The organism is Labrys sp. KB_33_2 (genome assembly GCF_052114505.1).
GTDB lineage: Bacteria > Pseudomonadota > Alphaproteobacteria > Rhizobiales > Labraceae > Labrys.
In genome coordinates, this window is sequence record NZ_JBFREW010000012.1 from 22,939 (window position 1) to 47,604 (window position 24,666).

Below are 24,666 nucleotides of genomic sequence, written 5' to 3' on the forward strand. Positions count from 1 at the left end.
GAGCGCGGAGGATTTGCCTTCCCCCGAACCTTAACGTCTCGAATGAAAAGCGACGCGGCTGTCTTTAGCCGCGTCGCTTTTTTTTTCTGTATCAATAAAGGTTGAAGAGACGGCAGGAGGCCGGTTGTCCCGGGAGCGTCAGTCCCGTTTCGGGATCTCCAGCCCGCGCTGTACCGCCGGGCGGGCGAGGCCGCGCTCGAGCCAGGCCGGCACGCGCTCTAGGCTGGCATAATCAACCAGTTCGCCGGCGCCGTAGAAGCCGACGAGGTTGCGCACCCAGCCAAGCGTGGCGATGTCGGCGATGGTATAGTCGGCACCCATCAGCCAGTCGCGGCTCTCCAGGCGTGTTTCGAGCACGCCAAGCAGGCGCTTGGATTCGGCTCGGTAGCGTTCGAGCGGACGCTTGTCCTCGATCTCCCGGCCGGCGAATTTGTGGAAAAAGCCGACCTGGCCGAACATCGGTCCGATTGCCGCCATCTGGAAGAACACCCATTGGATGGTCTCGTAGCGGGCAGCGGCATCAGCCGGCAGGAACTTGCCGGTCTTCTCGGCGAGATAGAGCAGGATGGCGCCGGATTCGAACAGGCCGAGTGGCTTACCGCCCGGGCCATCGGGATCGATGATAGCCGGGATCTTGCCATTGGGATTGAGCGAGAGGAATTCGGGACCCCAGGTCTCGTTCTTGCCGATGTCGATGAGATGCGGCTCATAGGCGAGCCCGGTCTCCTCCAGCATGATCGATACCTTCACACCATTGGGCGTGGGCAGCGAATAGAGCTGGATGCGGTCGGGATGCTGGGCGGGCCAGCGCTTGGTGATCGGGAAGGTGGAAAGATCGGACATGAAGGCTCCAGACTGGCTCCCTTTTCCCAGCTCGGGAAAGGGGTTGGGGTGAAGAGGAATCCGCTTTACTGGCCCAGAAACGCCCGCAGCGTTTCGACCACTAGCCGATTGGCTTCCTCCGGGCCGATGGTCAGGCGCAGGGCGTCGGGCAGGCCATAGGCGTCGACGCGCCGCAGGATCAGGCCGCGTTCGGTCAGGAAGGCGTCGGCGTCCCTGGCACTCTTGCCGGCTTCCTTCGGGAAATGCACCAGCAGGAAATTGCCGACCGAGGGCGTCACGCCCAGGCCGAGGCCGGTGAGCTCGCTGGTCAGCCAGGCCAGCCACTCGTCGTTATGGGCAATGGCGGCTGTGACATGGGCTTGGTCTTCGATGGCGGCGATGCCAGCCGCCATGGCTGGGCCGGAGACGTTGAAGGGACCACGGATGCGGTTGACCGCATCGATCACCGCGAGCGGGCCTACCATCCAGCCCAGGCGCAGATTGGCGAGGCCGTAGATCTTCGAGAAGGTGCGGGCCATCACCACATTGGCGCTGGTCGCCACCAGCTCGAGGCCGGACTCATAATCGTTCGCCCGCACATATTCGGCATAGGCGGCATCGAGCACCAGGAGGATGTCGGAACGCAGGCCGGCATGCAGGCGCTTGACCTCGTCGAAGGGCAGATAGGTACCGGTGGGATTGTTGGGATTGGCGAGGAAGACGATCTTCGTCTTCGCGGTCACCCGCGCGAGCAGGGCATCGACATCGGCCGTGTAGTTCTTCTCGGGCGCTACCACCGGCGTGGCGCCAGCCGCAAGGGTCGCGATCTTGTAGACGAGGAAGCCATGCTCGCTATAGACGGCCTCGTCGCCCGGGCCGAGATAGGTATAGGCCAGCAGCGAGAGAAGTTCGTCCGAGCCGGCGCCGCAGATCAGGCGGGCAGGATCGAGGCCGTAGCGTCCGGCAATCGCGGCCCGCAGGGCGGAGGAAGCGCCGTCGGGATAGAGTTCGAGCTTCTCGCTCGCGGCGGCATAGGCTGCCTTGGCCTGGGCGCTCGGACCGAGCGGCGTCTCGTTGGACGACAATTTCCAGAGCCTGACGCCAGCAGGCGCAGCGGACTTGCCGGGCACATAGGCATCGATGTCGAGGATGCCCTTGCGGGGAACGGGACCGTTCATATTTGGGGATTCCAAGATTACTTGAGAGGCAGGACGAAAGCCGGCGCGTGAGAGCCGACCGGCTCGAAACTGGTGCCCATCGGCAGGGCTTCGGCGAGCGCGACGACGGTCTGGCCAGGATGCAGGGCGACGAGCAGCGCCGCACCGGCATGAGCTGGAATGCTCCACCCCTGCGGCAGCTTGGGCAGGGCAGCCGGCAGCACGGCTGAGACCAGCCTGATATCGCTGGTCGAAGGAGGCTCGTCGATCGGCTTGGACAGCACATAGGTCGGTAACGCGGCCGGATGATCGGCCCGCTCGACGAAGGGGAGCCTGGCGATGATTTTGGGCGCTGTCTCCCCTTCAAGGGCACGCCACCAGGCACCAGGCGCCGCTACCGGCACCAGGCCGAGATCGCCGCGCGAATGGCTCAGAGCGTGAATGACGTCGCCGGCATCGTCATGCGTCTCGTAGGGCACGACGAAACCGAAATGGAAGCGGGCGACGTCGCGCATCGCCGCATTGCCGAGCGAGATGTCGCCATGCACCGTATAGGGCGCCTGCACATGGGTGAAGGTGGCGATGATCACCCGCCAGATCGATTCGACGATGTCGACCGGCAGGATGCCGTGATGGCGCCCGACGATCTCGCGCATCATCGAGGCTTCGCGTCCCGGCCGGAAAGCGGAGCCCGAGGCCTGGGAGCGCTTGATAGCGATGAGCTGGTCAATGATCTCCCCACGCTCCATCAGAAGCCCATGCATGGCGGCGTCGATGCGATCGATTTCTTGGCGGAGATCGGCAAGGCTGGCAGCCGGTTGCGTCGGGGTCATGGCGGAATCGGAGCATCGAGGGTGGGAAGCCTGTCATAGGCGGATGGGCCGGGGATGGCAACCGCCTGCCCGATCGGTGGACTTCCCCCCACAGACATGGCCATCGCCAATACGTTGAATCCTCCGTCATCGCACAACCATAAATAGTTTTCGATCTTCAATGAAAAGTTGCAACCAAAAAACCAAACAATCATTGATAAATATCTTAGCAACACTGCAGAAACAAATTTCAAAACTTCGCGAACACTATGTTGATGCCTTACTTATGGCAAAGCTAGGCTCTACTTCTGACATCGCGATGACACGAGAGCACCGCAATATTCCAAAGGGTAAACACGATGAGAATTTTGATCACTTCCGTCTTGGCCGCATGTGGACTGGCAGCGGCAGCGTCCTGCGCCCAGGCCGATGGCATCACCGACTTCTATTCGATCCAGCGCGGCTTCGGTTATGACGAAGCCAAGACACCTGTCGCGCCGGCGGCCATGCCTTTGTGGAACGCCAATGCCGGACAGGGCGTCGATCCAGCGGTGGAGGCGGCGCCCGGCGTGGAAGCGCCCACTGCCCCGATGACGACGCGCCGGGTGCATCACGCCGCCATGCGGCATCCGCTGCATCACCGGAGCGAAGCCCCAGCTTCCTGAATAAGGGGGCAGGAGCGTCACAATGGAGGCTCCTGAGACCTGACTAACCTCCCGTCATTGCGAGCCCAATCGATCCTGAGGATCGATTGGGCGAGACAACTCGGGAGTGGCAGGCTTCACGCTCGGTGACACCTGAAGCCGGTTTCGGCTTTACAAACCAACCTCGGCGAGCGCGGCCTGTTGCCGGGCTGCCACGGTCTCGATCGAAAAGTCCTCGATCGCCGCCTCGAACAGGCGGTGGAAGTTCAGTTCCGCGCGCAAATGCAGGAACACGCCGCCGAGCCCGATCGCGGCGCGATCCATGAACACGAATTCGCGCGGCACCGTCACCGGGCCTTTCTGCTTGAGTGCCTGATGCACGGCATAGGCTTCCCTTCGGCCATATTCGGACGGGGCCACGCCATCGGCGATGGTGCGCACCCGATCGTCGAGCAGCGGGCCGAAGATGAAGCGTGCCCACAGGTTCAGCGTCTCGATCAGGTCCTTGCTCAGTTTTTTGAAGCCCCAGCTCTCATAGGCATGCACCACGCGCTCGGCCTCGCCGTGCAGGAGGCCGCGATAGAGTTCGACCACACCGCCCACGAAGGCCGGCGGGAAGATGCGGATGCAGCCATAATCGAGCAGGTTGATGCCTGCAGGCTCGCCCCCCTCGCTGAACACGGTGTAATTGCCCAGATGCGGGTCGCCGTGGATGATGCCGATATGGGCATAGGGCTGCCACCAGGCCGCGAACATCGCCGCCGCCAGCCGGTTGCGCACGGCAAGGTCCTCCTCCTTGAAGGCGAGGATACGCTCACCCGTGAGCCAGTCCATGGTGAGCAGCCGGCCAGTGGAAAGCTCGGGCCATACCCGCGGCGCCCGCACGTCGCTGATGCCGAGCGAGGCGAAGGCGTTGCGGTAGAGCGCGGTATGCTTGGCCTCGCGGCGATAGTCGAGCTCCTCGCGCACCCGCTCGCCGATCTCCTGGTAGATTTCGCGCGTGTCGATGGCCGGATCGAAGCGCCGGTGCAGGGCGAACAGCACCTGCAACTGGGAAAGATCGGCCTCCACGGCCGACTGCATGTCGGCATATTGCAGCTTGCAGGCCAGCGCGGTGCCGTCCTTGGCGGTGGCGCGATGGACCTGGCCGAGCGAGGCGGCCGCCGCCGGTTCGTGCTCGAAGCTGGCGAAGCGTCCGGCCCAGTCCGGCCCGAGCTCGGCCATCATGCGCCGCTTGACGAAGGCCCAGCCCATGGGCGGTGCCTGGCTCTGCAGCTTGGAGAGTTCGGCGGCATAATCAGGCGGCAGCGCATCGGGAATGGTGGAGAGCAACTGGCCGACCTTCATCAGCGGCCCCTTCAGCCCGCCGAGCGCCTTGGCCAGCGCTGCGGCATTGGAGCTCGAGGAAGCCCCGCCGCCCATCAACCGCGACCCGGCCATGCGGGCCGCCACGCCGCCGACATTGACGCCGACCCGGGCATAACGCCTCGCTCTGGCCGAAAGCCGGTTCGCCTCGTCGTCATGCTCGGACATGAAAATCTCCTGGCTGCCCCACTCTAGATAGGCGCACGCCGCCGAAGCGCCAAGCGACAGGGTGGCGCAGGGAATGCGGGAGCCCTTCTCCCCACCGGACGGAGCCGTTACCCGCCCGCCCGCTTCAGCCGCATGATCGCCGTGTCCAGGGCCTGCAGGAAGGCCGAGCGGTCCTTGGCGGCAAAGGGCCTCGGGCCGCCGGTCATCTCGCCGGTGGAGCGCAGATGCTCCATCAGGTTCCGGGTGGCGAGCGCCATGCCGATGGAGGCTTCGGTGAAGGGCTTGCCGGTGGTGCCTATCACCTGGGCGCCGACCGCGATGCAGCGGCTGGCGAGCGGGATGTCGTTGGTGATGACCACGGCCTGCGGCGTCGCGCGCGCCGCAATCCAGTCATCCGCAGCGTCAGGGCCGGCCTGCACCAGCACGAATTCGATCAGGGGATCGCGCGGCACGCGCATGAAGCTGTTGGCGACGACATGGGTCTTGAGCCCGTGCCTGATGGACACGCGGAATACCTCGTCCTTGACGGGGCAGGCATCGGCGTCGACGAAGATCTCGATGGGCATGGTGAGGCGATAACGCCTTTTCGACCTCAGGGCAAAGCGCGTTTTGGCGAAGAGCCCGTTTTGCCCTCACGCCTCATTTCGGCGCGTCTTCAGGTGCCATGGCCCGAAGACGGGTCGTCCTCGTGCCCGAGGGATCCCAGCCCCAGACCCATTCCTCCTCCCATGCCGCCGCCACCGCTCCCACCTTGGCGGCCCTCCTCCTTGCCGCGCTCCCCCTTGCCGCCGCCGCCCGAGGCGGAGGGGCGTGCAGGCCCCTGCGCCGGCAGCTCGATATCGGCGGGGATCGGGGCGAGGTCGAGGGCCTCGCGGATGAAGGCGCGCAGGGAGATCACCAGTTCCTGGGTGTGGACGGGATGGCCGGCGACCAGTTCGCGCGCCGCGCGGCTGGCGAGGCGCACATGCTCCTCGGTTCCGAGCAGGACGATGTCCGACAAGGCCGCCTCGACCGCGTCGCGGATGCGGCGGGCCCTGTCGGAGCGCGCGACCTTGTCGGCGCTGAGGTCGAGCACGTCCGCCGCTCCTTCAGGCGGCGCAGAGGGCCGGCGCAGGTCGCGCAGATGCATCGGATCGACGGTAAGGTCGCCGGTAAAGGAGCCGCCGAGCGTGCGATAGGCCGCGATCAGCGTACGTACCCGCTCGTTGATCTGCCGGTTCAGGCGTTCGCGCCGCTGCTGGATGGTGACCATCGCCAGCAGGCGAATGCCGACGCCGATGAGCGTGAAGAGCGCGAGGCCGATCACCGTTGCCAGCAGGTTCTGCCAGGAGGTGAAATCAATGTTGCGCAAAAGCTCCTCCTCGCCCGCCCGGCATGCCGCTGCTTTTGATGATACGGATTGCAGGATGAGGCAAGGCGCGCGGCCGGCCATAGCCTGACAGGGGTTCCGCCTTGCGGCCAAATCCTCTATTGAGGCGGCAAATCGGATTGATAGCCCCTTGAACAAGCCCCCCTTTCCCGCCCGCCGCCCCTCCTCCGGGCCCGGCGTTCCCGGCCTTGCCGCCCGCGCTCTCGCGATGAAGGCCGTGGAAGGCGTCCTCGGCCATGACCTTGCCCTGGAAGATGCCTTCGACGACGCCTCGCTGGACGCGCGTGATCTGGGGCTCGCCCGCATGATCGCCGGCGTCTCGATGCGGCGCTACGGCACCATCGGCACCATCCTCAGCGACCTGCTCGCCAAGGGCATGCCGCGCAAATCCGGCCCGCTGGAAGCCATCCTGATCACGGCGGCCGCCCAGATCCTCTTCCTCGACGTGCCCGACCGCGCCGCCGTGGACCTCGCCGTGCGCCTCGCCCGCGGGGATGATCGCGCCCAGGCCTTTTCCGGCCTCGCCAATGCCGTGCTGCGCAAGATCTCGGCCGGCAAGGAAGAGCTGCTCGCCGCCCTCCCGCCCGAGGCGGATACCCCCTCCTGGCTCTACAAGCGCTGGTCGGCCCAGTATGGCGAGGCGACCGCCGCGGCCATCGCGGCGGCCCAGCGCGTCGAGCCCTCGCTCGACCTCTCGGTGAAGGCGGACGCCGCCGGCTGGGCCGACAGGCTCGGTGGCCGGGTGCTGCCCACCGGCTCGGTACGCACGGCCCATAACGGCCCCGTCCGGGCACTGGAGGGCTTCGAGGCCGGGCAATGGTGGGTGCAGGATGCCGCCGCCGCCCTGCCCGCTCGCCTGCTCGGCGATGTCGCGGGGCTCCGGGTCGCCGATCTCTGCGCCGCCCCCGGCGGCAAGACCGCCCAGGTCGCCGCCGCCGGCGCCAGGGTCACCGCGGTCGACCGCTCAGCGGCGCGGCTGCAGCGCCTCACCGAAAACCTCAAGCGCCTCGATCTCAAGGCCGATGTGGTGACGGCCGACATCCTGGCCATTGACTTGCAGGCTTGGAAGGCCGAGCCCTTCGACGCCGTCATCCTCGACGCCCCCTGCAGCGCCACCGGCACCATCCGCCGCCATCCCGACGTCGCCTGGAGCAAATCCGCCCGCGACATCGGCGCGGTGGCCGATCTGCAGCGCCGCATGCTCGGCCGCATGGCCGGCCTGGTGAAGCCCGGCGGGCTCCTCGTCTACTGCACCTGCTCGCTGGAGCGGGAGGAGGGCGAAGAGCAGATCGCCCGCTTCCTGGAGGGCAACCAGGATTTCACCCTGGAGCCGGTGCGGCCGGATGACATCGGCGGCATCGAAGGCGCCATCACGCCTGAGGGCTTCCTGCGCACGCTGCCGAGCCTCCTGCCCGATCCCGATCCGGTGATGGCCGGCATGGACGGCTTCTTCGCCGCGCGCATGCCGCGGAAGGGGTAGCGGAACGGGCACCGAATAAGGCACGAAAGCCCTCTCCACGGAGTGGGGAGGTCGCGAACACAGTTTGTGTGCGCTGGCCCGACGAAGTCGGGTCGGGTGGGGTGTGGCGAGCAATGCGCGCCCTCTCGGAAACTTGCACGACCGTCGTGCCATCCTCTCTTGCATTGCGCACTGCCCTCCACACCCCATCCGGCATTTCTTCGAAACGCCACCTTCCCCACTTCGTGGAGAAGGCACCCGCGCCCTTCCGGGGAAGCTCCAAGATATTCCCCTCGTTTAAAACTGGGGCCATGTCGCTGAAAACACCGGCCCGAGGCTTGCGCGAAGCTCACGCAATGGCCACAAGGAGCCTATCGCCGACGTCGGCATGCCCGCTCCGGGCGCCCGTCCCTTCGTTCCCTTCTCTGGAGGTCCGCGTCAGGAATGAGCCGAGGCACTCTGGGCCCCAAGCTCCGTCTCTCCCTCACTGCTGCCGGCCAATCCGGCCGCGCCGTGCTGACGCGCCTTTACCTCCTGCCCTTCATGCGCTGGCGCTTCGGCCGCGGCGATCCCGAAAAGCTGGTGCTGGCCCCGCAGGATTTGAGGGCCGCCGACCCCACCCGCGCCGCCGAGCTGGTGGACGGCCGCTTCACCTTCGTCGCCAAGACGATCGTGCTCAACGAGGTCTCCCCCTTCGCCATCGCCCCGCCGTCGCCGGCCTGGCGCGAGACCCTGCTCGGCTTCACCTGGCTGAGGCATCTCAGGGCCGCCGACGGCAGCGCCGGCAAGCAGGTGGCGCGCCGCCTCGTCGGCGATTTCGTGCGCTCGAACCTGCGCTTCCAGCCCGAGGCGCTCGACCCGCTGCTGACCGCGCGGCGCCTGCTCGCCTGGGTCTCGATGGCGCCCATGGTGCTCGACGGCGCCGATCGCGGCTTCTACCGCGCCTTCCTGCGCTCGGTCGCCTGGCAGACCAGCTATCTCCTGCATGCCGGCCGCTCCACCACCGACGGCATGCCGCGCCTGCTCTGCGCCATCGCGGTGATGCAGGTGAGCCTCTGCCTCTCCAACAAGGCGGGCCTGCGCCGCCCCGCCCAGCGCTGGCTCACGGCTGAGCTCAACCGCCAGATCCTGGCCGACGGCATCCATATCTCCCGCAACCCGCAGGCCAATATCGAGCTGCTGCTCGATCTTCTGCCGCTGCGCCAATCCTTCGCCGCGCGCAATGCCGTCGCCCCGCCCGAACTGATCGGCGCCATCGACCGCATGATGCCGATGCTGCGCTTCTTCCGCCATGCCGACGGCGCCTTCGCCGCCTTCAACGGCATGGGCTACACCCAGAGCCATTTGATCGCGACGCTGCTCGCCTATGACGATGCCCGCGGCAAGCCGGTGCAGAACGCCCCCCATGGCGGCTATCAGCGCCTGGAGGCCAATGGCGCCGTGCTGCTGGTCGACACCGGCAAGCCGCCGCCGGTGAACGTCTCGCAGGAAGCCCATGCCGGCACGCTCGCCTTCGAGTTCTCGGCCGACAATTTCCGCATCGTGGTCAATTGCGGCGCGCCCGCGCCGGGCCGCGAGAACTGGCGGCATCTCGCCCGTTCCACCGGCGCCCATTCCACCGCCATCGTGGCCGACGCCTCCTCCAGCCATTTCGCCGGCGGCACGCGGAAGCCAGGCGCGACCGCGCCGAGCCTGGGCGGCCGGGCCATCCTCTCCGGCCCCAAGCATGTGCCGGTGCAGCGCGAGAACTCGCCGGCGGCCAGCACCATCACCGCCTCCCATGACGGCTACCGCCACGATTTCGGCCTGATCCACCAGCGCGAGCTGACGCTGAGCCAAATCACCGGCGCGCTGGAGGGCCGCGACAGCTTCCTCGACCACAAGGCCGAGCCCTGGAAGGGCAAGGAGCCGGTGCTGCTGCGCTTCCACCTCCACCCCGCCGTCGCCGCCCGGCCCGCCAATGGCGACACCCAGATCGTCATCACCCTGCCGAGCGGCAAGGAATGGCTGTTCCTGGCCGACGTGCCGTTCACGCTGGCCGAGACCGCCCATCTCGCCAACCCCGAGGGGCCGCGCCGCAGCGTGCAGATCGTGATGACCCTGCCGGAGGGCGAGCACACGATGAGCTGGGCCTTCCTGCCGGCCGATCCGGTGTGACGGCGGTGAGATCCATCCTCGCCGCCGCGCTGGCGACCCTGCTGGCCGGCCCGGCGATGGCCCAGGACCGGCCGGATGAGTACATGACCTTCTCCTGCACCCATCTTCCCGCGATGAAGGTCACCCAGCAATTGGTGGCGCTCTATGGCGACAAGGGGGACAAGCTCGTCGTCGCCTCGGATCTCGAGAATTATCTGGCGCTCGTCTCGCTGGATAATGTCGCCAGACTCCGGAAGGACGGAAAGGCCTATGAGAAGTTCTTTCCGGCCCGGAAGGTCGGCGGCAAACGCGAGGCGCCTATTACGCTGCAGTATCATCTTGAAAAAGACGAGACGAGCGGGAAGCAGCGCCTGAAGGTCACGAATTCCGTCAATGGCACGAAGGTGATGGACTGCACGCCGGTCCAGAAATGAACCGGCGCTGATCGCATGGGCCGGAATTGCTGGAAAGGCTGGGTCCCACGCTCGGCATCCAGTTCACGCCGTCAACGTCGGCGCCATGTCCGCTTAGGGGCCGTTAGCAGACTGACTGGTTCAAGAAGATAGGACTAACAAAACAGACATCGCGTGCAGGCAGCGTTTGAACGCCGGTAGGTCCCGTAACTCTTGCATGACACGCCGAGGTAGAAACTCCTAGGCTTGAGATTGAATTCGATCACACGCCCGAGCAATTCCATCACGCGACCACCGATATCTGAGCCGGCTCAAGTAGCTCGCGTTCAAGGAGCTCTGCCCGAGCGGCCGCGGGGTTAGGTGTGAACAACAACACGCGTAGATCGTCCAGCGCTCGGGAGAACGACACATAAGCGAGCTTTCGTCCGCGCTCTCTCTGACCATCGGTAGGCTCCCCGGCGGTCGCGGGGGTGAGGATCTTGCTGAAATTGTAGTTGTTCCAGTTTGCCTCGACATCATCATAGACGACCAGAACCTTCGGATACTCCTCGCCTTTCACGCCATGCTGTGTGCTGAAGGCCGTGTTTCGGGAAATGAAGGTCGCGTAAGGCGCGATTTGGTCCACGCCCATCTTGAAAAAGGTATCGGCGAGCCAGTCACCCTTGTCGAGACCATGCGTATCGGCGTCATACTCTTCGGCACGCGGAGCACGGGCGAGATGCTCGTGCAACTTATCGGACCTTCGGATAATTTGCCTATCGTGACAGAAGCGCAGAAGGTCTCCAAGCGTCCCCGTCGCCCAAAGATCAGCAAGCTGTCCAACCAACGCATTTGATGTATCGATCATCATTTTTAGCGTATTCGCCGCGTTCGGCCCATCCGCCGCGAACGCGGGGCTATCTCGTCGCAAAATGTCAATGACTGCGCGGCTGTCACCGCCCGCTTGCGCTGTGATCAATGGCAGGATCGTATTCGTCAGGGGAACGAGCAGAAAATGCTCGCCGGCTTCAAAATCGTCTTCGGCGCGCGATGAGGCATAGGGCCCGTTGAACAATCGATTGAGATCGGCAAACCCCATCCGGCGCGCGATCATCTGCCGAACCAGGAACAGCTTGATAACATCGTCGCGATCCTGCCAGCCCCAGTCCGCAACCGCCGCGTCCATCCGCCCCAGGGCACGTTCGATCTGGGCGTCAGAATATCGGCTCCTAGGAAGCTCGGGCACTTCGGATTGGACAAGTCTGAACTCGACACTGCCTTCGCGACCTTTATTGTCCCCCGCGGCATATTGCTTAACGTCACCGCGATATGCGTTGAGGAGCCGGATGACGCTCTCGGAGCACCGAAAGTTCTCGGTTTTCGTGATCGTCTCGGCGCCTTCGGGCGGCGCGAAGGCATATGCGCTTTCGTCGTGGATTTGCTGCCACGGGTCGCCGAAATAGCCGACGATCGGTAGGCCTTTGCCCACACCCACGAGATTGAGACCCGTGACGATGCCTTCGAACGTATCCTGGGCTTCGTCGACGAAGATGTAGGGGAATCTGAGACCGGTGATGCGCCGAAAAGTGGCATTCTGGGCCAGAAAATACGACGCAATCGCGATCACATCATCGTGGCTCAGGCGGCCCTTGGGGTAGTCGCTGAACCGGACATCGCCATACTGAAATTCCTTCACCTCAACGAGGCCAGCAAGCTCCTGCTCCAACCGCTCAGCCTTGGCGCGCGCATCGCGCGCGGCCCGGCTGTTGCCGCCATTGTCCTTTTCACGCTCCTTCTGAATCAATGTTGGCAGCCGATCCAGACGCAACGCGTCCCGAATCTCGTCCTGGAAACGCCCGATCTGTTCCCAAAGAAAGCCGTGGACCGTGGAGACGAGATAGAGATCGTCGAATCCCAACCGCGACTTGATCACTTCGACCGCGCGCTTCGTAAACGTGATGCAGGCGATGCGCTGGCCATTCTGCCGCAACGCACGGCCTTCACGATCACGGACGCGATCCAACGCTTCGACCAACGAGCTCGTCTTGCCGGAGCCCGCACCTGCGATCAGCGCGAAACTGCGATGACCATCGAGGCAATCGCGCACTTTGGCGTCGGCTTCGCTTTCCACCCATTTCGCCATCGTTAGGCCCCCGCTTCAGCTCCCAATGGTGCGATTGGTGCCGACGCGGGTCCGCAGAGGCGCGTCTCAAGCCAGCACAATCCTTCCCTGATATAGAGCGGTACCTTCCAAGCCGCGGCGCCGGCCAGTAGGCTCATCGCAAAATCAGTCTTCTTGAAATTGTCCGAGCGGATGCGATCGTAAATAGCCTCATAGGCATCGGGGAGTGAAGCAGGGATATCAATACCGACGGACAGCGTCCCCGCCCGCAGCAACGCAAAGTTCTCGTAAGCTATTGCCTCTTCAAGCGTTCTGGGGCGCAACGACTGCTGCGCGGCGCCGTCGATCACGGTTATATCCGTCTGAAAGGCAATGCAGCGATCCTTCAAGACATCGATCTTGTCGACGGGTGCCATCCCCATAAGGCCACCGATGGTCGTCTGCGCGCAGAGCTTCTTTAGCGTCGCGTTCGACGTTCTGGCATTAGGCACGTCAGCCCTGCAGGCGCTTGGGTAACCAGCGGGCGTGACGGAATCAATGTCCGTCACGACTAGATACGGGATCCGCAAAAACGCCAGCAGACCCTCGAAGCGGTGCGCATACGCGCCACCCACCTCAAGGACCGTCAGGTACGTCGACCGCAGTCGGGATGCCGATACTTCAATCATCGACGGCATGAGCAATTTCTCGACGGTGCCTTCTACCAGAATGGCCGCATCCGCAAAGAAAAGGTCACAATGTGTCAGCCGGAGGTAACGTTTCAGGAATGCGAGCGATTCCACGGGCGACACGAGGATACCGTCGATGACCTCCGCATCCGGCTGAAAGGCTCGCAGACTTCGAACGGCCGAAGCGTTGCGAATGCCGTCATTGGCGACCTCCCCGCTCAGGTGGCAACGTTGGAAATAGCGAACTTTCTCGAAATCGACTGCGTCTAGAATGTGGGACGAGTGCGTTGTGATCACCAGCTGCGGCACCAGGCCCGCCTGACCCGCCGCCTTCGCGGACTGATTGATCACGCTCCAAACATTCGTGATGAAGGTCTGCTGGACCTGCGCGTGGAGATGCACCTCGGGCTCCTCAATGAAGATGAGGTGGCACAGCGGACGATTTTCCGCAGTGAGGAGCCACTGGGAGTGAAAGTGTCTAGCCTGAATGGCCATATAGATGAGATTCTTGAACCCTAGCCCGTTATAGAGCTCCGGCAGCTCATGTGCCCGGCCAGGATCGACGTAGAGCAGTTCGGTGTTGCCGCGCAGCGCGGTTTCTGGACTGAGCGACGATATGATGCGCAGTTCCCGATCGTTTATCGATGGTACGCCAAGATCCTTGATCAGGTTGATTAGCGGATCAAACTGTTTCGCGTAATGCTCGGTGAGCTTCTGATTGTTCTCGTCAATGACCCGGTGCGCTTCCGCAGCATGGTCGGTCTGCTCCAGATTCTTTCGGTAATAAGAAGCGAAGGCTGAGGAGAGACGGTTGCTGCGGCTGCTGTCATCGTCGTTGATGTTCCGCTGTGCGTCGACAAAATCGACCCGGACGAGATTTTTGAGTAGGCGCCGCCCTTCTTCGGGTTCGAGCGGGTTGGGAAGGACCTCCAGCCCGCCGCCTTCGACGGCCTTTTCCTCCAGCGATGCGTATCGCACGATGGAGGACCGGCTCAGGTTGTTGTCAGTCGATAGATATTGGGAGAGCGTCTTCGCCCGATTGCCGTCGGCGTCAGCAGGATAAGCGGCGATATATTGTTCTCGCAGCTTTTTCGGCTCCTCGACACCGTAGGACAGCCGAATGCCGACACGGGTGAAGTCGGAGAGTTTCGGAAGCAATGTGAAGACGCGCCCAAAGGCGATAGTGCTGGGATCGATCGTAAACCAGAGATCGAGAGATATTTCCGGCAATGCCGCTGCCTCGGCGTCGGCCCCGAAGGCATCGAAATCAGCCATCCGAGCGACCGCAAAGTCGTGAATCTTGAAATCACGTTCGCCAAGGAAAGAGCGAAAGATCGCTGTCGCCGATGTCTTCCCGCTATTGTTAGGTCCGACGAAGATGGTTTCCTTGTCTTCGATATCGATCGAGACGGCTTCCAGGCGCCGAAAATTACGTATCGCAACACCGCTTAGCTTCATAATTCCCCGAGCATTCAACGCTCGATACGAACTAAATCCCCGTCTCTTAAACAGCGATCGTTCGCATCGGCACAGTACCCCGAAGGTCGCATGCTTGTCGCCGCTCGACAAGGATAACGCGGTTCAAAAACGGCCGTTTTTGAACGATTTGAGGGTGGAGGATCCGACGTCTCATAACCTCGCTTTGGACTACTGATAATTTGCCGATCAGCGCCACCCTACAGGCGATAAGTGCAGCCTGTACTGTCGCCGAAGCAAATCCAAGGCCCCTTAGAAGTGCACAAAGCGGCTGCTTTGGGGATCCAGCGTGTGCTGGTCGAATGACGTCCATGGGGCGCGTTGCGACTTGCGGCCTCGTCGGTGGAAGCCGCCTGTCTGTAACGAGAATGCGGCAAGCAGACTTCCCATGGTTCGGCGTTTGCACGGCCATTCGAGACACACTACCTAAGAGCCTCCATTCTGGAGGTTAATTTGATAATTTGGCTCTCGGGGCCGACAGGCGCCGGCAAGACAACAATGGCTGGATTGCTCGCAACGGTTGGGTACAGCGTGGTCCGTGAGTCTGCGCCTTCTCAGCTTTTCGCTGATTTCGTGAAGTACCCAGGACGATACTGCTCGCAGGTACAAGAAGCGCTTATGCGCTCCAGGCACTCTCAATGGCAGGCTTTGCCTGACCGGAAAAAGGTGGTGTTTGACCGCAGTATTGACGAGGATTTTTCGATCTTTTGCCGGATGCATGGCATGTGTGGCCTTATTGACGACGAAACGCTTCAGAGGCTAAAGGCACTTAGTCGTGAGCTGAAAGAAGATATGCCTGTTCCCGACCTGGTCCTATACCTCTCCGCCGACATGGAAACGCTTGCGGGTCGTATTGAAGGTCACCCCAGAGTAATCCGGGACCATCTAGGCACGCAGTTGAAATTGTACGATGAATGGATTTTGGGTCGTCCCGAGAACCTTGTAAGACTCGATAATTCGAAATGTCGGCTTGAGATCCTAATTAACGCCTTTTAGTGAGTATTCGATGTTAAGCCCAATCCAACGTTGGATTATCTTCAGTGTGTTTTGCCTCGCGACTGTGGGCTTTATGTCCCTCGAAGCGTGTCTTGTCTGGGCGATGATCGACAAGGGTTTTTCGGGAGGTAGCACGGTAGCTGCCCTCATGAACACTACAGTGCTGGGTGGTATAGGATTCCTATTCAAGAAACTGGTCGAGGATACCTTCGTAAAACCTGAACTCCTTCCCATGGGCAGGTTGCACCGCCTTGCAACGGACCGAAGCGGAATTATCGAGGATGGTCGCCGCAGCAATCGGGAGGTTTTCGAAACGCGCAAGGCATTGGTGACCGGTACGCTGCGATTTGTCGAAGAAACGCTTCAGGGTTGGGTTCCCGGCTCTCACTTCGAGCTTTGCGTGTTCGTCGATGCAAAAGAACCACTGCTGTTCAGCTACTTCGACTCTAACCATGATACAGTGGCGCGCAGCATGGCTCTTCGGGAACAGAACCCAAAATTCTATCTCGAGAAGGGATACGAGGTGACTAAGGTCTTGTCGACCCCCACCTCGCAGCCGCGCGTGATCGGCGATACCCACGACACCAAGGCAAGCTACTCGTTCACGACGGACGAACAACGCAAGCAGATCAGGTCGTCGGTACTTCTTAGCTTGGATTTGGGACGGCCGTTCGCGCTTGTTGTGTCCAGCAATGTAAAAGGCGCATTCAAGGAGAGCGACGCCAAACTAATGTCATTCGTCCGTTATGCCGGAGAACTCATACGTTCGGACCTGCTCGACGACGGGTTCGTTGACGAAATCCGCGCGATGAAGCCCGCATTGTTCCCGGCTAGCGTGCCGATGGTCGAACATAACGCGGCTGCGAAGATCAGTGCATGAAGGCTGACATTTTCTAAGTCTCAGTCGGGTTCCCTCCCACCTCGATGGCCGGTACCAAATGTCCGCTTTTCGGAAATAAAAGTTGGTATCCGGAAGCCAGCTAAGGGGCGCTAAGCAGTCATCTGCTGCGAAGCGCCAGGAAGACCGCGAAGGGTCAAAGCGAAACCTTTGCCAGAGAAATCCTCGTCAGGCTCGCATCCCCCCTCACCCCATCATCGCATCCGCCCTCACCGCATCCACGACGAACTCCATCACCGCCTTCACCCTTTGCGGCAGGTTCCGCCGTGAAGGATAGACCAGCGTGATCGGCAGCCTGGCCGGAGGGAAGTCCGGTATCAGGCTGATCAGGCGGCCCGCCGCGATGTCGGGGCCGGCGAGGATGTGGGAGAGGATGGCAAGGCCCCCGCCGGCCAGAGTGGCGCGATGGATGGCGACGGCGCTGTCGGCCGTCAGCCGCGGGGTGATGCGCAGGCGCGTCTCGTCGGCACCGTCGGAGAAGGACCATTGGCGCCCGTCGCCGGCGCGGGCGTAGCAGATGCAGTCATGGAGCGGCACCTCCTCCGGCCGCACCGGGGCGGGACGCCTTGAGAGATAGCAGGGCGCGGCCACCAGATAGGCCGTGGTCCAGCCGATGCGCCGGCCCGTCAGGCTGGAATCCTCGACGGCGCCGAGCCGCACTTCGAGATCGATGCCCTCGCCGACGAGATCGGAGGGCGCCTCGCGCAAGAGGAGATCGACGCTGAGGCCGGGATGGCGGGCAAGCAGCTCCGGCAGGCGCTCGGCGAGGGCAAGGCCGAGCGGGGCAGGCAGGGAGAGCCGCACCTTGCCGGCGACAGCCGCTTCGCCGGTGCCCGCGCTCTCGCCCAGCGCCTCCACCGCCTCGATCACGCGCAGGGCCATCGGGATCAGCCGCTCGCCCTCGGCCGTCAGCGCCAGGGCCACCGTGGTGCGGTGGAGCAGGCGCAGGCCGAGCCGCGCCTCCAGTGCCGAGACCTGGCGCGACACTGCCGGCTGGGTGAGATCGAGATCGGCAGCCGCCGCGGTGAAGGAGCCGGTCTGCGCCACGCGCAGGAAGGTCCGCAAGGCGCCAACGATGTCCATTCCCCTGCCCCCATACTTTTGCGCATAGGCCTTATGCCGGGAACTTAGGCTGGTAAGGCTTTACTGTCCAGCCATTACGGATATTTTGTATCCATAAGGATATTAGATATCCTTAATAAGGGAAACGGACATGAGCCAGCGCCTGAACTACGCCCAGCAATCCCCGGAACTCTTCAAGAAGCTCTCGGATCTCAGCATGGTCCTGAAGGGCAGCGTGATCGAGGAGAAGATCCGCGATCTCGTCAACATCCGCGCCTCCCAGCTCAATGGCTGCGCCTTCTGCCTCGACATGCATGTGAAGGAGGCCAAGATCCACGGAGAGAGCGAGCTGAGGCTCTACCACGTCGCGATCTGGCGCGAATCCAACCTGTTCGTGCCGCGCGAGCGCGCGGCCCTCGCCTGGACCGAGGCGGTGACGAAGCTGCCGGAAGGCGGCATTCCCGACGAGCTCTATGAGCGCGTGCGCGGCCAGCTTTCGGAGAAGGAGGTTTCCGACCTCACCTTCGCGATCGCCATCATCAACACCTGGAACCGCGCCTCCATCGCCTTCAAGGCGGTGCCGGGCTCGGCCGACAAGCTCTACGGGCTGGATAAGGCCGGGCTGAGCTGAGGACGGAGCGCGGAGTCTCCTGGGATCGCAGGCGTCCTCGCCTGCATCTTCCTTCCTGAAAGCGCAGCGCTTCCAAGAGCAGGCGAGGACGCCTGCGATCCCAGGGAAGAAAACCTCATCCCCGATCATCACCAGCGGCACGCGCCTCACCGGCGCCATGGCCGCGCACAACAGGAGGCCAGCATGAGCCTGAACGACACCTTGACGCCCGCCAGGGCCAAACCCGACGAGCTCGTACCGTCGCGCTATGCGGTGCAGATCGGCGAGATCGACGTGCTGATCGTCAGCGACGGCGTGCTGCCGCTGCCGACCCAGATGCTGGGCCACAATGCCGACCCGGCCCAGCGCGCGGCCTGGCTCGACGACATGTTCCTGCCGCAGGACGCCTTCGACTGGGCGCTGAACGTGGTGGTGGTGCGCAGCGGCGCGCAGACCATCCTCATCGACGCCGGGCTGGGGCTCGACCCCGACCTCAACCTGCCGCGGGCCGGCCAGCTGATCAAGCGGCTGGAGGCCGCCGGCATCGATCTTGGCGCCGTGACCGACGTGGTGCTCACCCATATGCATATGGACCATGTCGGCGGCCTGCTGGTCGACGGGGTGAAGGAGCGGCTGCGGCCGGACCTCAAGATCCATGTGGCTGAAGCCGAGGCCAAGTTCTGGGAAGCACCTGATTTCTCCCATGTCGCCATGCCGGAGGGCTTCCCGGACGCGCTGCGGGCGACCGCCACGCGCTTCGCCAAGGAATATGCCAGCCAGTTGCGGCTATTCGAGGAGGAGCATGAGGTGGCGCCCGGCGTGGTCGTCTCCCGCACCGGCGGCCATACGCCGGGGCACAGCGTGGTTCGCCTCGCCTCCGGCGGCGACAAGCTGATGTTCGCCGGCGACGCCATGTTCGCGGTCGGCTTCGAGCATCCCGACTGGTTCAACGGTTTCGAGCACGACCCCGAGGAAGCGGCCCGCGTGCGCGTCCGGCTGCTGCGGGAGCTGGCGGGGAGCAACGAACTCCTGGTCGCCACCCACTTGCCCTTCCCCTCGGTCGGCCGCGTGGCCGTCGACGGCGACGCCTTCCGCTGGGTGCCGGTGTTCTGGGACTACTGAGCGCTTTGCCCTGGTAGCGCAGCGCCTCCGAGTGCGGACAACCCATCATACGCGCCAAGATGCGGTGAAAGGTGCAACGCCAGCCACTCCTTCGCCCCGTTCTGACGGGGAGAAGGTAAGGATGAGGGGCAGCGAGGGGCTCACAAGACAAAGCGTGGCGCGGCCCCTCACCTCCATCCTCTCCCCGTAAGAACGGGGCGAGGGGGCACACACATCGAGCCCTGTCGGTATCCGGTCATCTCGCCCGCCCCTTCGTCTCGCGTGCGTATAGGCGAGACGTCCGCGCTCCCGGAACCATCACAAAGGAAATTCCCATGAAAATCGTCATCATCGGCGGCACCGGCCTGATCGGCTCCAAGACCGTCACCCGCCTCGTCGCCAAGGGCCATGAGGTGATCGCCGCCTCGCCCAACACCGGCATCAACACCATCACCGGCGAGGGCCTGGCTGAGGCGCTCAAAGGGGCGCAAGTGGTGATCGACCTCGCCAATTCGCCCTCCTTCGAGGACAAGGCCGTGCTGGCGTTCTTCGAGACCTCCGGCCGCAACCTGATCGCGGCGGAGAAGGCGGCCGGCGTCGGGCATCACATCGCCCTCTCGGTCGTCGGCACCGAGCGCCTGCAGGACAGCGGCTATTTCCGTGCCAAGCTCGCCCAGGAAAAGCTGATCAAGGCCGCCGGCATCCCCTTCACCATCGTGCACTCCACCCAGTTCATGGAGTTCCTCGGCAGCATCGCCCAGTCAGGCGCGGTGGATGGCAGCGTGCATCTGTCGCCCGCCTTCGTGCAGCCGATCGCCTCCGACGACGTCGCCGACGCCATGGCCGAGGTGGCGCTGGCCGCGCCGGTCAACGGCACGGTGGAGATCGCCGGCCCGGAGCGCTCGCGCCTCAGCGATCTCGTCGCCCGCTATCTCAAGGCCAGCGGCGATCCCCGCACGGTGGTTGTAGACCGCGAGGCCCGCTATTTCGGCGCCCGCCTCGAGGACGGCTCGCTGGTCAGCGACGACAATCCTCGCCTCGGCCGCATCGGCTTCGAGGAGTGGTTCGCCAAGAATCCGAGGAAGTGAGCAGCGGCACCTCGCCGCGAAGAACGCAGGTAGCCTTCTCCACGCAGTGGGGAAGGTGTCGGTGCGAAGCACTGACGGATGGGGTGTGGCGGGCAACACGCAGCGCTTGACCAGATGGCGCGACGGTTGCGCGAGCTTCCGAGAAGACATCGCACTGCTCGCCACACCCCATCCGACCCGACTTCGTCGGGCCACCTTCCCCACTACGTGGAGAAGGCTTCCCGCGCCAGATCATCCCCCCAACCAGGAACCCCAGCCATGATCCGCCCGCTTCTCGCCGCCTTCGCAATCTCCGCCCTGCTCACCGCCCCGGCCGCCGCCGACGGCAAGGCCGCCAAGGTCTCGCTCGTCTATGAGCATGAGCTGCCCAATGTCCCCGGCAAGAGCCTGAAGGGCGTGCTGGTCGAATACGGCCCCGGCGGCTTTTCCGAGGGCCACACCCATCCCGCCTCGGCCTTCATCTACGCCACCGTGCTGGAAGGGGCGATCAAGAGCCAGGTCAATGACGGGCCGGTGAAGGTCTACCGCGCCGGCCAGAACTTCTCCGAAATGCCGGGCGACCGCCACGGCGTCAGCGCCAATGCCAGCAAGACCCGGCCCGCCAAGCTGCTGGCAGTGTTCGTGGTCGACACCGCCCAGAAGGAACTGACCTTCCCGCTGCAGAAATAAGGCGTTGCGGCTGGGCTTGGCGCAGCACGAAAAGCCCTCTCCACGCAGTGGCCGATGCACACATCTCCGCATTGCCGATCCATGGCGGCGGAAATCCTTCCCCGACTTCGGGGAAGGTGTCATTTCGCAGAAATGACGGAAGGGGGAGAGTGGCACCAATAGGCCGGAAAATGGTGAGATTACGCCACTCTCCCCACCCGAGCCTGCTTTACCGGCCCGGCGCGCACAAACTGTGCGCGCGACCTCCCCGAAACCGGGGAGGGATTCCCGCGCTTTACCTGTCCTGGTCGAGGGCTTTTTCGAGCCGTTCTCGACACGGCCGAGATACCCGCATTTCCCCCCACCGAGCCCTCAGCCATGGTCGATGATCCCGCTTTCCTGCCCCTCGTGCTGATCGACCTGCTCGGGCTAGCCGGCATCATCGTCTGGCATCTCCAGGGGCGCCGGCGCCCGCGGGCGCGCCTGATCGTGCAGATCCTGTTCTTCGCGGCGATGACGGCCCTCGTCGCGCTCAACGGCATCTGGCCGCATCAGCTCGGCGCCAACGAAACCACCGGCCTTGCCGCCTTCGTCGCCAAATCGGCGCGGGTGCTGTGGTGGACGCATCTGGCCTGGGCCGTCATCGGCGTGATGCACATCTATATCGCCATCGACCGCCGGCCCCGCGAGGCCCATCTCCTGCAGGATCTGTTCGTGGCCCTCGCCTATCTCGGCGTCGCCCTCTCGATCTTGGGCTTCGTGTTCGGTGCGCCGGTCGGCACGCTGGTGGCGACCTCCGGCGTGGTCGCCGTCATTCTCGGCCTCGCTTTGCAGAACACGCTCGGCGACGTCTTCTCCGGCATCGCGCTGACCTTGGGGCGCTCCTATGCCATCGGCGACTGGATCGTGCTGAGCGACGGCACCGAGGGGCGCGTGGTCGAGACCAATTGGCGCGCCACCAACCTGGTCACCGGCGCCCATAACCTCGTGGTGCTGCCCAACAGCCTGCTGGCCAAGCTCAGCCTGACCAATCTCAGCCGCCCCGACGAGACCCACTGGATCAGCCAGAGCGTACGGATCGCGGCCAGCCACAACCCGCACGACAGCATCGAGACGCTCAGGGCCGTGCTGCGGGCCTGCGACGAGATCCTCAGGGATCCCGCGCCGATCGTGGCGCTCAAGACGATCGATGCGCTGGCGATCGAGGCCGAGCTGCAGTTCTGCGTGGCCAGTCCGGCGCGCCGCACCCCGGCGCGAAACGAAGTGCTCGACCGGCTCTACCGGACCTATGGCGCGGATGGCCTGGCCTTCGCGCCGGCGGTGGGCCTCATCCAGCCCGCGACAGCACCCAATCGAAGCTATCCTTCCACAGCTGCTCGGGAATCTCCTGCGACAGGATGCCGACCAGATCGGACAGCCTGACGCTGCGCAGCTTCTCGCGCCAGGCCTCGTCCGCCTCCCACATGATGCGCGCCACGGCGCAGGGCCCGCTCTCGCAATAGCCCTTGGGGCGACAGGGATTGTTGGCGCGGATATTGCTGCACACGAAGGTGCGCGCGGGCCCTTCAACCGCCTCGACGATGTCGAGGAAGGTCAGCTCGGCCGGGGGGCGCGCCAGCCGGTAGCCGCCGGAGGGACCGAGCGTGGTATCGACCAGCCCGGCCTGCGACAAATGCTGCAGGGCCTTGGAGAGATATTCCTTCGGCACGCCGTGGAACTCGGCCAGCGCCTTGGTCGAGAGGTAGCGCCCCGCCGGCAGGCCGGCGAGGATCGCACAGCAATGCAGCGCCCATTCGACTTGGCTTTTCAGGATCATGCGTTCATTCCGCAGCGGCAGTACGCGCCGATAATTACGGATATACGATATCCCTATTGATGCAGCGTGTAAATGCGGGGTGTCCCGGGTGCTCGGACGTCTCGTCCGCTCTTCCTTTCTTTCCTTCCTGCCTGCACAGCGTTTCCAAGAGCGGACTGGAAGTCCGCGCTCCAAAAATCTCCCCCTTCCCCTCATCTTGCGCTATCAAGCGGCCAAACCCTGCCTCGGAGATTTCAACCTTGACCGCTGCCGCCCCCATCGCCCGCGCTTTGCTGTCCGTTTCGGACAAATCAGGCCTGATCGACTTCGCCAAAGGCCTCGCCGCCCATGGCGTCGAGCTGGTCTCGACCGGGGGCACGCGCAAGGCGCTGGAGGAGGCCGGCCTCGCCGTCAAGGATGTCTCCGACCTCACCGGCTTTCCCGAGATGATGGACGGCCGCGTCAAGACGCTGCATCCCAAGGTGCATGGCGGCCTGCTCGCCATCCGCGGCAACCAGGAGCACCGCGCCGCCATGGCCGCGCACGGCATCGGCCCGATCGACCTCCTCGTCGTCAATCTCTACCCTTTCGAGGCGACGCTGGCCCGCGGCGGCAGCTTCGAGGACCTGATCGAGAACATCGACATCGGCGGTCCCGCCATGATCCGCGCCGCCGCCAAGAACCATGACGACGTCACCGTCATCGTCGACGTCGCCGACTACGACGACGTGCTGGCCGAGCTTGCCGAGAACGAAGGGGCGACCAGCCTCGCCTTCCGCCGCCGCATGGCCGCCAAGGCCTATGCCCGCACCGGCGCCTATGACGCCGCCATCTCCAACTGGTTTGCCGCCACGCTGGAGGAGGATACCCCCACCTTCCGCGCCTTCGGCGGCACGCTGGCCGAGGCATTGCGCTATGGCGAGAACCCGCATCAGAGCGCGGCCTTCTACCTCACCCCCGAAAAGCGCCCGGGCGTTGCCACCGCCCGCCAGCTCCAGGGCAAGGCGTTGTCCTACAACAACCTCAACGACACCGACGCCGCCTTCGAATGCGTGGCCGAGTTCGACCCGGCCAAATCGGCGGCGGTGGTGATCGTCAAGCACGCCAATCCCTGCGGTGTCGCCGAGGCGCCGACGCTGCTCGAAGCCTATGAGAAGGCCTTTGCCTGCGACCCCGTCTCGGCCTTCGGCGGCATCATCGCGGTGAACCGCACGCTCGATGCCGACACGGCCCGCAAGATCGTCGAGATCTTCACCGAAGTGATTGTCGCCCCCGACGCCAGCGAGGACGCCATCGCCATCATCTCGGCCAAGCGGAACCTGCGCCTGCTCGTCACCGGTGCCCTGCCCGATCCGCGCGCGGAGGGCCTTACCGCCAAGACGCTGGCGGGCGGCCTGCTCGTGCAGTCGCGCGACAATGCCGTGGTCGACGACATGACGCTGAAGGTGGTGACCAAGCGCGCACCCACGCCCGAGGAAATGGCCGACCTTACCTTCGCCTTCCGCATCGCCAAGCATGTGAAGTCCAACGCCATCGTCTATGTGAAGGACGGCGCCAGCGTCGGCATCGGCGCCGGCCAGATGAGCCGCGTCGATTCGGCCCGCATCGCCGCCGCCAAGGCAGTCGACGCCGCCAAGCTGGCCGGCCTGCCGGAAACCCTGACCAAGGGCTCGGTGGTGGCGTCGGACGCCTTCTTCCCCTTCGCGGACGGCCTGGAGGCCGCGGTGGCGGCCGGTGCCACGGCCGTGATCCAGCCGGGCGGCTCGCAGCGCGACGCCGAGGTGATCGCCGCCGCCGACGCGGCCGGCCTTGCCATGGTGTTCACCGGCACGCGCCACTTCCGGCATTAAGGCCCACCGAACGGGGCGCAAACGGCCT

22 protein-coding genes are annotated in these 24,666 nt (G+C 64.1%); 12 read left to right on the forward strand and 10 right to left on the reverse strand.

Annotation, left to right across the window (positions count from 1 at the left end; genetic code table 11):
• Positions 1–138: 138 nt before the first annotated feature.
• The 3 genes from AB4037_RS21370 to AB4037_RS21380 all read right to left on the reverse strand — a co-directional run bounded on the left by AB4037_RS21370 (position 139) and on the right by AB4037_RS21380 (position 2,812).
• Complete coding sequence (locus tag AB4037_RS21370) at positions 139–843, reverse strand: glutathione S-transferase N-terminal domain-containing protein (RefSeq protein WP_441772871.1); 705 nt, start codon at positions 841–843, stop codon at positions 139–141.
• Positions 844–908: 65 nt separating this feature from the next.
• A complete protein-coding gene (locus AB4037_RS21375; RefSeq protein ID WP_434959365.1) occupies positions 909–2,000 on the reverse strand; it encodes a pyridoxal phosphate-dependent aminotransferase in 1,092 nt (363 codons plus the stop codon).
• 17 nt (positions 2,001–2,017) lie between these two features.
• Positions 2,018–2,812, reverse strand: a complete 795-nt coding sequence (locus AB4037_RS21380; RefSeq protein ID WP_441772872.1) for a chorismate mutase — start codon at positions 2,810–2,812, stop codon at positions 2,018–2,020.
• Positions 2,813–3,150: 338 nt separating this feature from the next.
• On the opposite strand from AB4037_RS21380, the gene AB4037_RS21385 reads away from it, so the two are divergent.
• On the forward strand, positions 3,151–3,456 hold the full coding sequence (locus AB4037_RS21385; protein ID WP_441772873.1) for a hypothetical protein: 306 nt from the start codon (positions 3,151–3,153) through the stop codon (positions 3,454–3,456).
• 150 nt (positions 3,457–3,606) lie between these two features.
• Here AB4037_RS21385 and AB4037_RS21390 read toward each other — a convergent pair whose 3' ends face one another.
• The 3 genes from AB4037_RS21390 to AB4037_RS21400 all read right to left on the reverse strand — a co-directional run bounded on the left by AB4037_RS21390 (position 3,607) and on the right by AB4037_RS21400 (position 6,319).
• Positions 3,607–4,968, reverse strand: a complete 1,362-nt coding sequence (locus tag AB4037_RS21390) for an ABC1 kinase family protein (RefSeq protein ID WP_434959362.1) — start codon at positions 4,966–4,968, stop codon at positions 3,607–3,609.
• A 107-nt stretch (positions 4,969–5,075) separates the two neighbouring features.
• The gene (locus AB4037_RS21395; protein ID WP_441772874.1) at positions 5,076–5,534 is read right to left on the reverse strand and encodes a YaiI/YqxD family protein; all 459 of its coding nucleotides are present in this window, start codon (positions 5,532–5,534) and stop codon (positions 5,076–5,078) included.
• An 89-nt stretch (positions 5,535–5,623) separates the two neighbouring features.
• Positions 5,624–6,319 (reverse strand): hypothetical protein, encoded by a 696-nt coding sequence (locus AB4037_RS21400; protein WP_441772875.1) that lies wholly within the window; start codon positions 6,317–6,319, stop codon positions 5,624–5,626.
• 148 nt (positions 6,320–6,467) lie between these two features.
• Here AB4037_RS21400 and AB4037_RS21405 point away from each other — a divergent pair, with 148 nt between their 5' ends.
• The 3 genes from AB4037_RS21405 (at position 6,468) to AB4037_RS21415 (ending at position 10,366) form a co-directional block, all read left to right on the forward strand.
• Positions 6,468–7,817 (forward strand): RsmB/NOP family class I SAM-dependent RNA methyltransferase, encoded by a 1,350-nt coding sequence (locus tag AB4037_RS21405; RefSeq protein ID WP_441772876.1) that lies wholly within the window; start codon positions 6,468–6,470, stop codon positions 7,815–7,817.
• Between the two features lie 423 nt (positions 7,818–8,240).
• Complete coding sequence (locus tag AB4037_RS21410) at positions 8,241–9,953, forward strand: heparinase II/III family protein (protein ID WP_434959358.1); 1,713 nt, start codon at positions 8,241–8,243, stop codon at positions 9,951–9,953.
• A 5-nt stretch (positions 9,954–9,958) separates the two neighbouring features.
• Complete coding sequence (locus tag AB4037_RS21415; protein ID WP_441772877.1) at positions 9,959–10,366, forward strand: hypothetical protein; 408 nt, start codon at positions 9,959–9,961, stop codon at positions 10,364–10,366.
• 262 nt (positions 10,367–10,628) lie between these two features.
• Here AB4037_RS21415 and AB4037_RS21420 read toward each other — a convergent pair whose 3' ends face one another.
• Together AB4037_RS21420 and AB4037_RS21425 are read right to left on the reverse strand one after the other, a co-directional pair.
• Positions 10,629–12,467 carry a UvrD-helicase domain-containing protein gene (locus AB4037_RS21420; RefSeq protein WP_441772878.1) on the reverse strand — a complete coding sequence of 613 codons (1,839 nt, stop codon included), beginning with the start codon at positions 12,465–12,467 and terminating at the stop codon, positions 10,629–10,631.
• Between the two features lie 2 nt (positions 12,468–12,469).
• A complete protein-coding gene (locus AB4037_RS21425; protein WP_441772879.1) occupies positions 12,470–14,572 on the reverse strand; it encodes an ATP-dependent nuclease in 2,103 nt (700 codons plus the stop codon).
• Between the two features lie 471 nt (positions 14,573–15,043).
• Between AB4037_RS21425 and AB4037_RS21430 the strand changes: the two genes are divergently transcribed.
• Positions 15,044–15,586 carry a deoxynucleoside kinase gene (locus tag AB4037_RS21430; protein WP_441772880.1) on the forward strand — a complete coding sequence of 181 codons (543 nt, stop codon included), beginning with the start codon at positions 15,044–15,046 and terminating at the stop codon, positions 15,584–15,586.
• A 73-nt stretch (positions 15,587–15,659) separates the two neighbouring features.
• Positions 15,660–16,466 (forward strand): hypothetical protein, encoded by an 807-nt coding sequence (locus tag AB4037_RS21435; RefSeq protein ID WP_441772881.1) that lies wholly within the window; start codon positions 15,660–15,662, stop codon positions 16,464–16,466.
• Positions 16,467–16,670: 204 nt separating this feature from the next.
• Here the strand turns inward: AB4037_RS21435 and AB4037_RS21440 are convergent, their stop codons facing one another.
• Positions 16,671–17,567 carry a LysR family transcriptional regulator gene (locus AB4037_RS21440; RefSeq protein ID WP_441772882.1) on the reverse strand — a complete coding sequence of 299 codons (897 nt, stop codon included), beginning with the start codon at positions 17,565–17,567 and terminating at the stop codon, positions 16,671–16,673.
• A 130-nt stretch (positions 17,568–17,697) separates the two neighbouring features.
• Between AB4037_RS21440 and AB4037_RS21445 the strand changes: the two genes are divergently transcribed.
• The 5 genes from AB4037_RS21445 (at position 17,698) to AB4037_RS21465 (ending at position 22,415) form a co-directional block, all read left to right on the forward strand.
• Positions 17,698–18,177 carry a carboxymuconolactone decarboxylase family protein gene (locus AB4037_RS21445; protein WP_434959351.1) on the forward strand — a complete coding sequence of 160 codons (480 nt, stop codon included), beginning with the start codon at positions 17,698–17,700 and terminating at the stop codon, positions 18,175–18,177.
• A gap of 183 nt (positions 18,178–18,360) precedes the next feature.
• Positions 18,361–19,278 carry an MBL fold metallo-hydrolase gene (locus AB4037_RS21450; RefSeq protein ID WP_441772883.1) on the forward strand — a complete coding sequence of 306 codons (918 nt, stop codon included), beginning with the start codon at positions 18,361–18,363 and terminating at the stop codon, positions 19,276–19,278.
• 314 nt (positions 19,279–19,592) lie between these two features.
• The gene (locus AB4037_RS21455) at positions 19,593–20,345 is read left to right on the forward strand and encodes an SDR family oxidoreductase (protein ID WP_441772884.1); all 753 of its coding nucleotides are present in this window, start codon (positions 19,593–19,595) and stop codon (positions 20,343–20,345) included.
• Between the two features lie 258 nt (positions 20,346–20,603).
• Positions 20,604–21,014, forward strand: coding sequence for a cupin domain-containing protein (locus tag AB4037_RS21460; RefSeq protein WP_434959348.1), 411 nt, complete (start codon positions 20,604–20,606; stop codon positions 21,012–21,014).
• Between the two features lie 357 nt (positions 21,015–21,371).
• Positions 21,372–22,415, forward strand: a complete 1,044-nt coding sequence (locus tag AB4037_RS21465; RefSeq protein ID WP_441772885.1) for a mechanosensitive ion channel family protein — start codon at positions 21,372–21,374, stop codon at positions 22,413–22,415.
• Here AB4037_RS21465 and AB4037_RS21470 read toward each other — a convergent pair.
• Entirely contained in the window at positions 22,321–22,809 is a 489-nt protein-coding gene (locus tag AB4037_RS21470) for an RrF2 family transcriptional regulator (protein ID WP_441772886.1), read from the reverse strand. The genes AB4037_RS21465 and AB4037_RS21470 overlap by 95 nt on opposite strands.
• A gap of 239 nt (positions 22,810–23,048) precedes the next feature.
• Here AB4037_RS21470 and purH point away from each other — a divergent pair, with 239 nt between their 5' ends.
• A complete protein-coding gene (purH, locus tag AB4037_RS21475) occupies positions 23,049–24,638 on the forward strand; it encodes a bifunctional phosphoribosylaminoimidazolecarboxamide formyltransferase/IMP cyclohydrolase (protein WP_441772887.1) in 1,590 nt (529 codons plus the stop codon).
• Positions 24,639–24,666: the final 28 nt, after the last annotated feature.

Excerpts from the sequence above, each read along its gene's own strand:
- AB4037_RS21380 (WP_441772872.1), bottom strand. The coding sequence starts at position 2,812 with ATGACCCCGACGCAACCGGCTGCCAGCCTTGCCGATCTCCGCCAAGAA.
- AB4037_RS21460 (WP_434959348.1), top strand. The coding sequence starts at position 20,604 with ATGATCCGCCCGCTTCTCGCCGCCTTCGCAATCTCCGCCCTGCTCACC.
- AB4037_RS21390 (WP_434959362.1), bottom strand. The coding sequence starts at position 4,968 with ATGTCCGAGCATGACGACGAGGCGAACCGGCTTTCGGCCAGAGCGAGG.
- AB4037_RS21425 (WP_441772879.1), bottom strand. The coding sequence starts at position 14,572 with ATGAAGCTAAGCGGTGTTGCGATACGTAATTTTCGGCGCCTGGAAGCC.
- AB4037_RS21385 (WP_441772873.1), top strand. The coding sequence starts at position 3,151 with ATGAGAATTTTGATCACTTCCGTCTTGGCCGCATGTGGACTGGCAGCG.
- AB4037_RS21450 (WP_441772883.1), top strand. The coding sequence starts at position 18,361 with ATGAGCCTGAACGACACCTTGACGCCCGCCAGGGCCAAACCCGACGAG.
- AB4037_RS21370 (WP_441772871.1), bottom strand. The coding sequence starts at position 843 with ATGTCCGATCTTTCCACCTTCCCGATCACCAAGCGCTGGCCCGCCCAG.
- AB4037_RS21470 (WP_441772886.1), bottom strand. The coding sequence starts at position 22,809 with ATGATCCTGAAAAGCCAAGTCGAATGGGCGCTGCATTGCTGTGCGATC.
- AB4037_RS21375 (WP_434959365.1), bottom strand. The coding sequence starts at position 2,000 with ATGAACGGTCCCGTTCCCCGCAAGGGCATCCTCGACATCGATGCCTAT.
- AB4037_RS21395 (WP_441772874.1), bottom strand. The coding sequence starts at position 5,534 with ATGCCCATCGAGATCTTCGTCGACGCCGATGCCTGCCCCGTCAAGGAC.
- AB4037_RS21440 (WP_441772882.1), bottom strand. The coding sequence starts at position 17,567 with ATGGACATCGTTGGCGCCTTGCGGACCTTCCTGCGCGTGGCGCAGACC.
- AB4037_RS21455 (WP_441772884.1), top strand. The coding sequence starts at position 19,593 with ATGAAAATCGTCATCATCGGCGGCACCGGCCTGATCGGCTCCAAGACC.
- AB4037_RS21435 (WP_441772881.1), top strand. The coding sequence starts at position 15,660 with ATGTCCCTCGAAGCGTGTCTTGTCTGGGCGATGATCGACAAGGGTTTT.
- AB4037_RS21420 (WP_441772878.1), bottom strand. The coding sequence starts at position 12,467 with ATGGCGAAATGGGTGGAAAGCGAAGCCGACGCCAAAGTGCGCGATTGC.
- AB4037_RS21465 (WP_441772885.1), top strand. The coding sequence starts at position 21,372 with ATGGTCGATGATCCCGCTTTCCTGCCCCTCGTGCTGATCGACCTGCTC.
- AB4037_RS21445 (WP_434959351.1), top strand. The coding sequence starts at position 17,698 with ATGAGCCAGCGCCTGAACTACGCCCAGCAATCCCCGGAACTCTTCAAG.
- AB4037_RS21410 (WP_434959358.1), top strand. The coding sequence starts at position 8,241 with ATGAGCCGAGGCACTCTGGGCCCCAAGCTCCGTCTCTCCCTCACTGCT.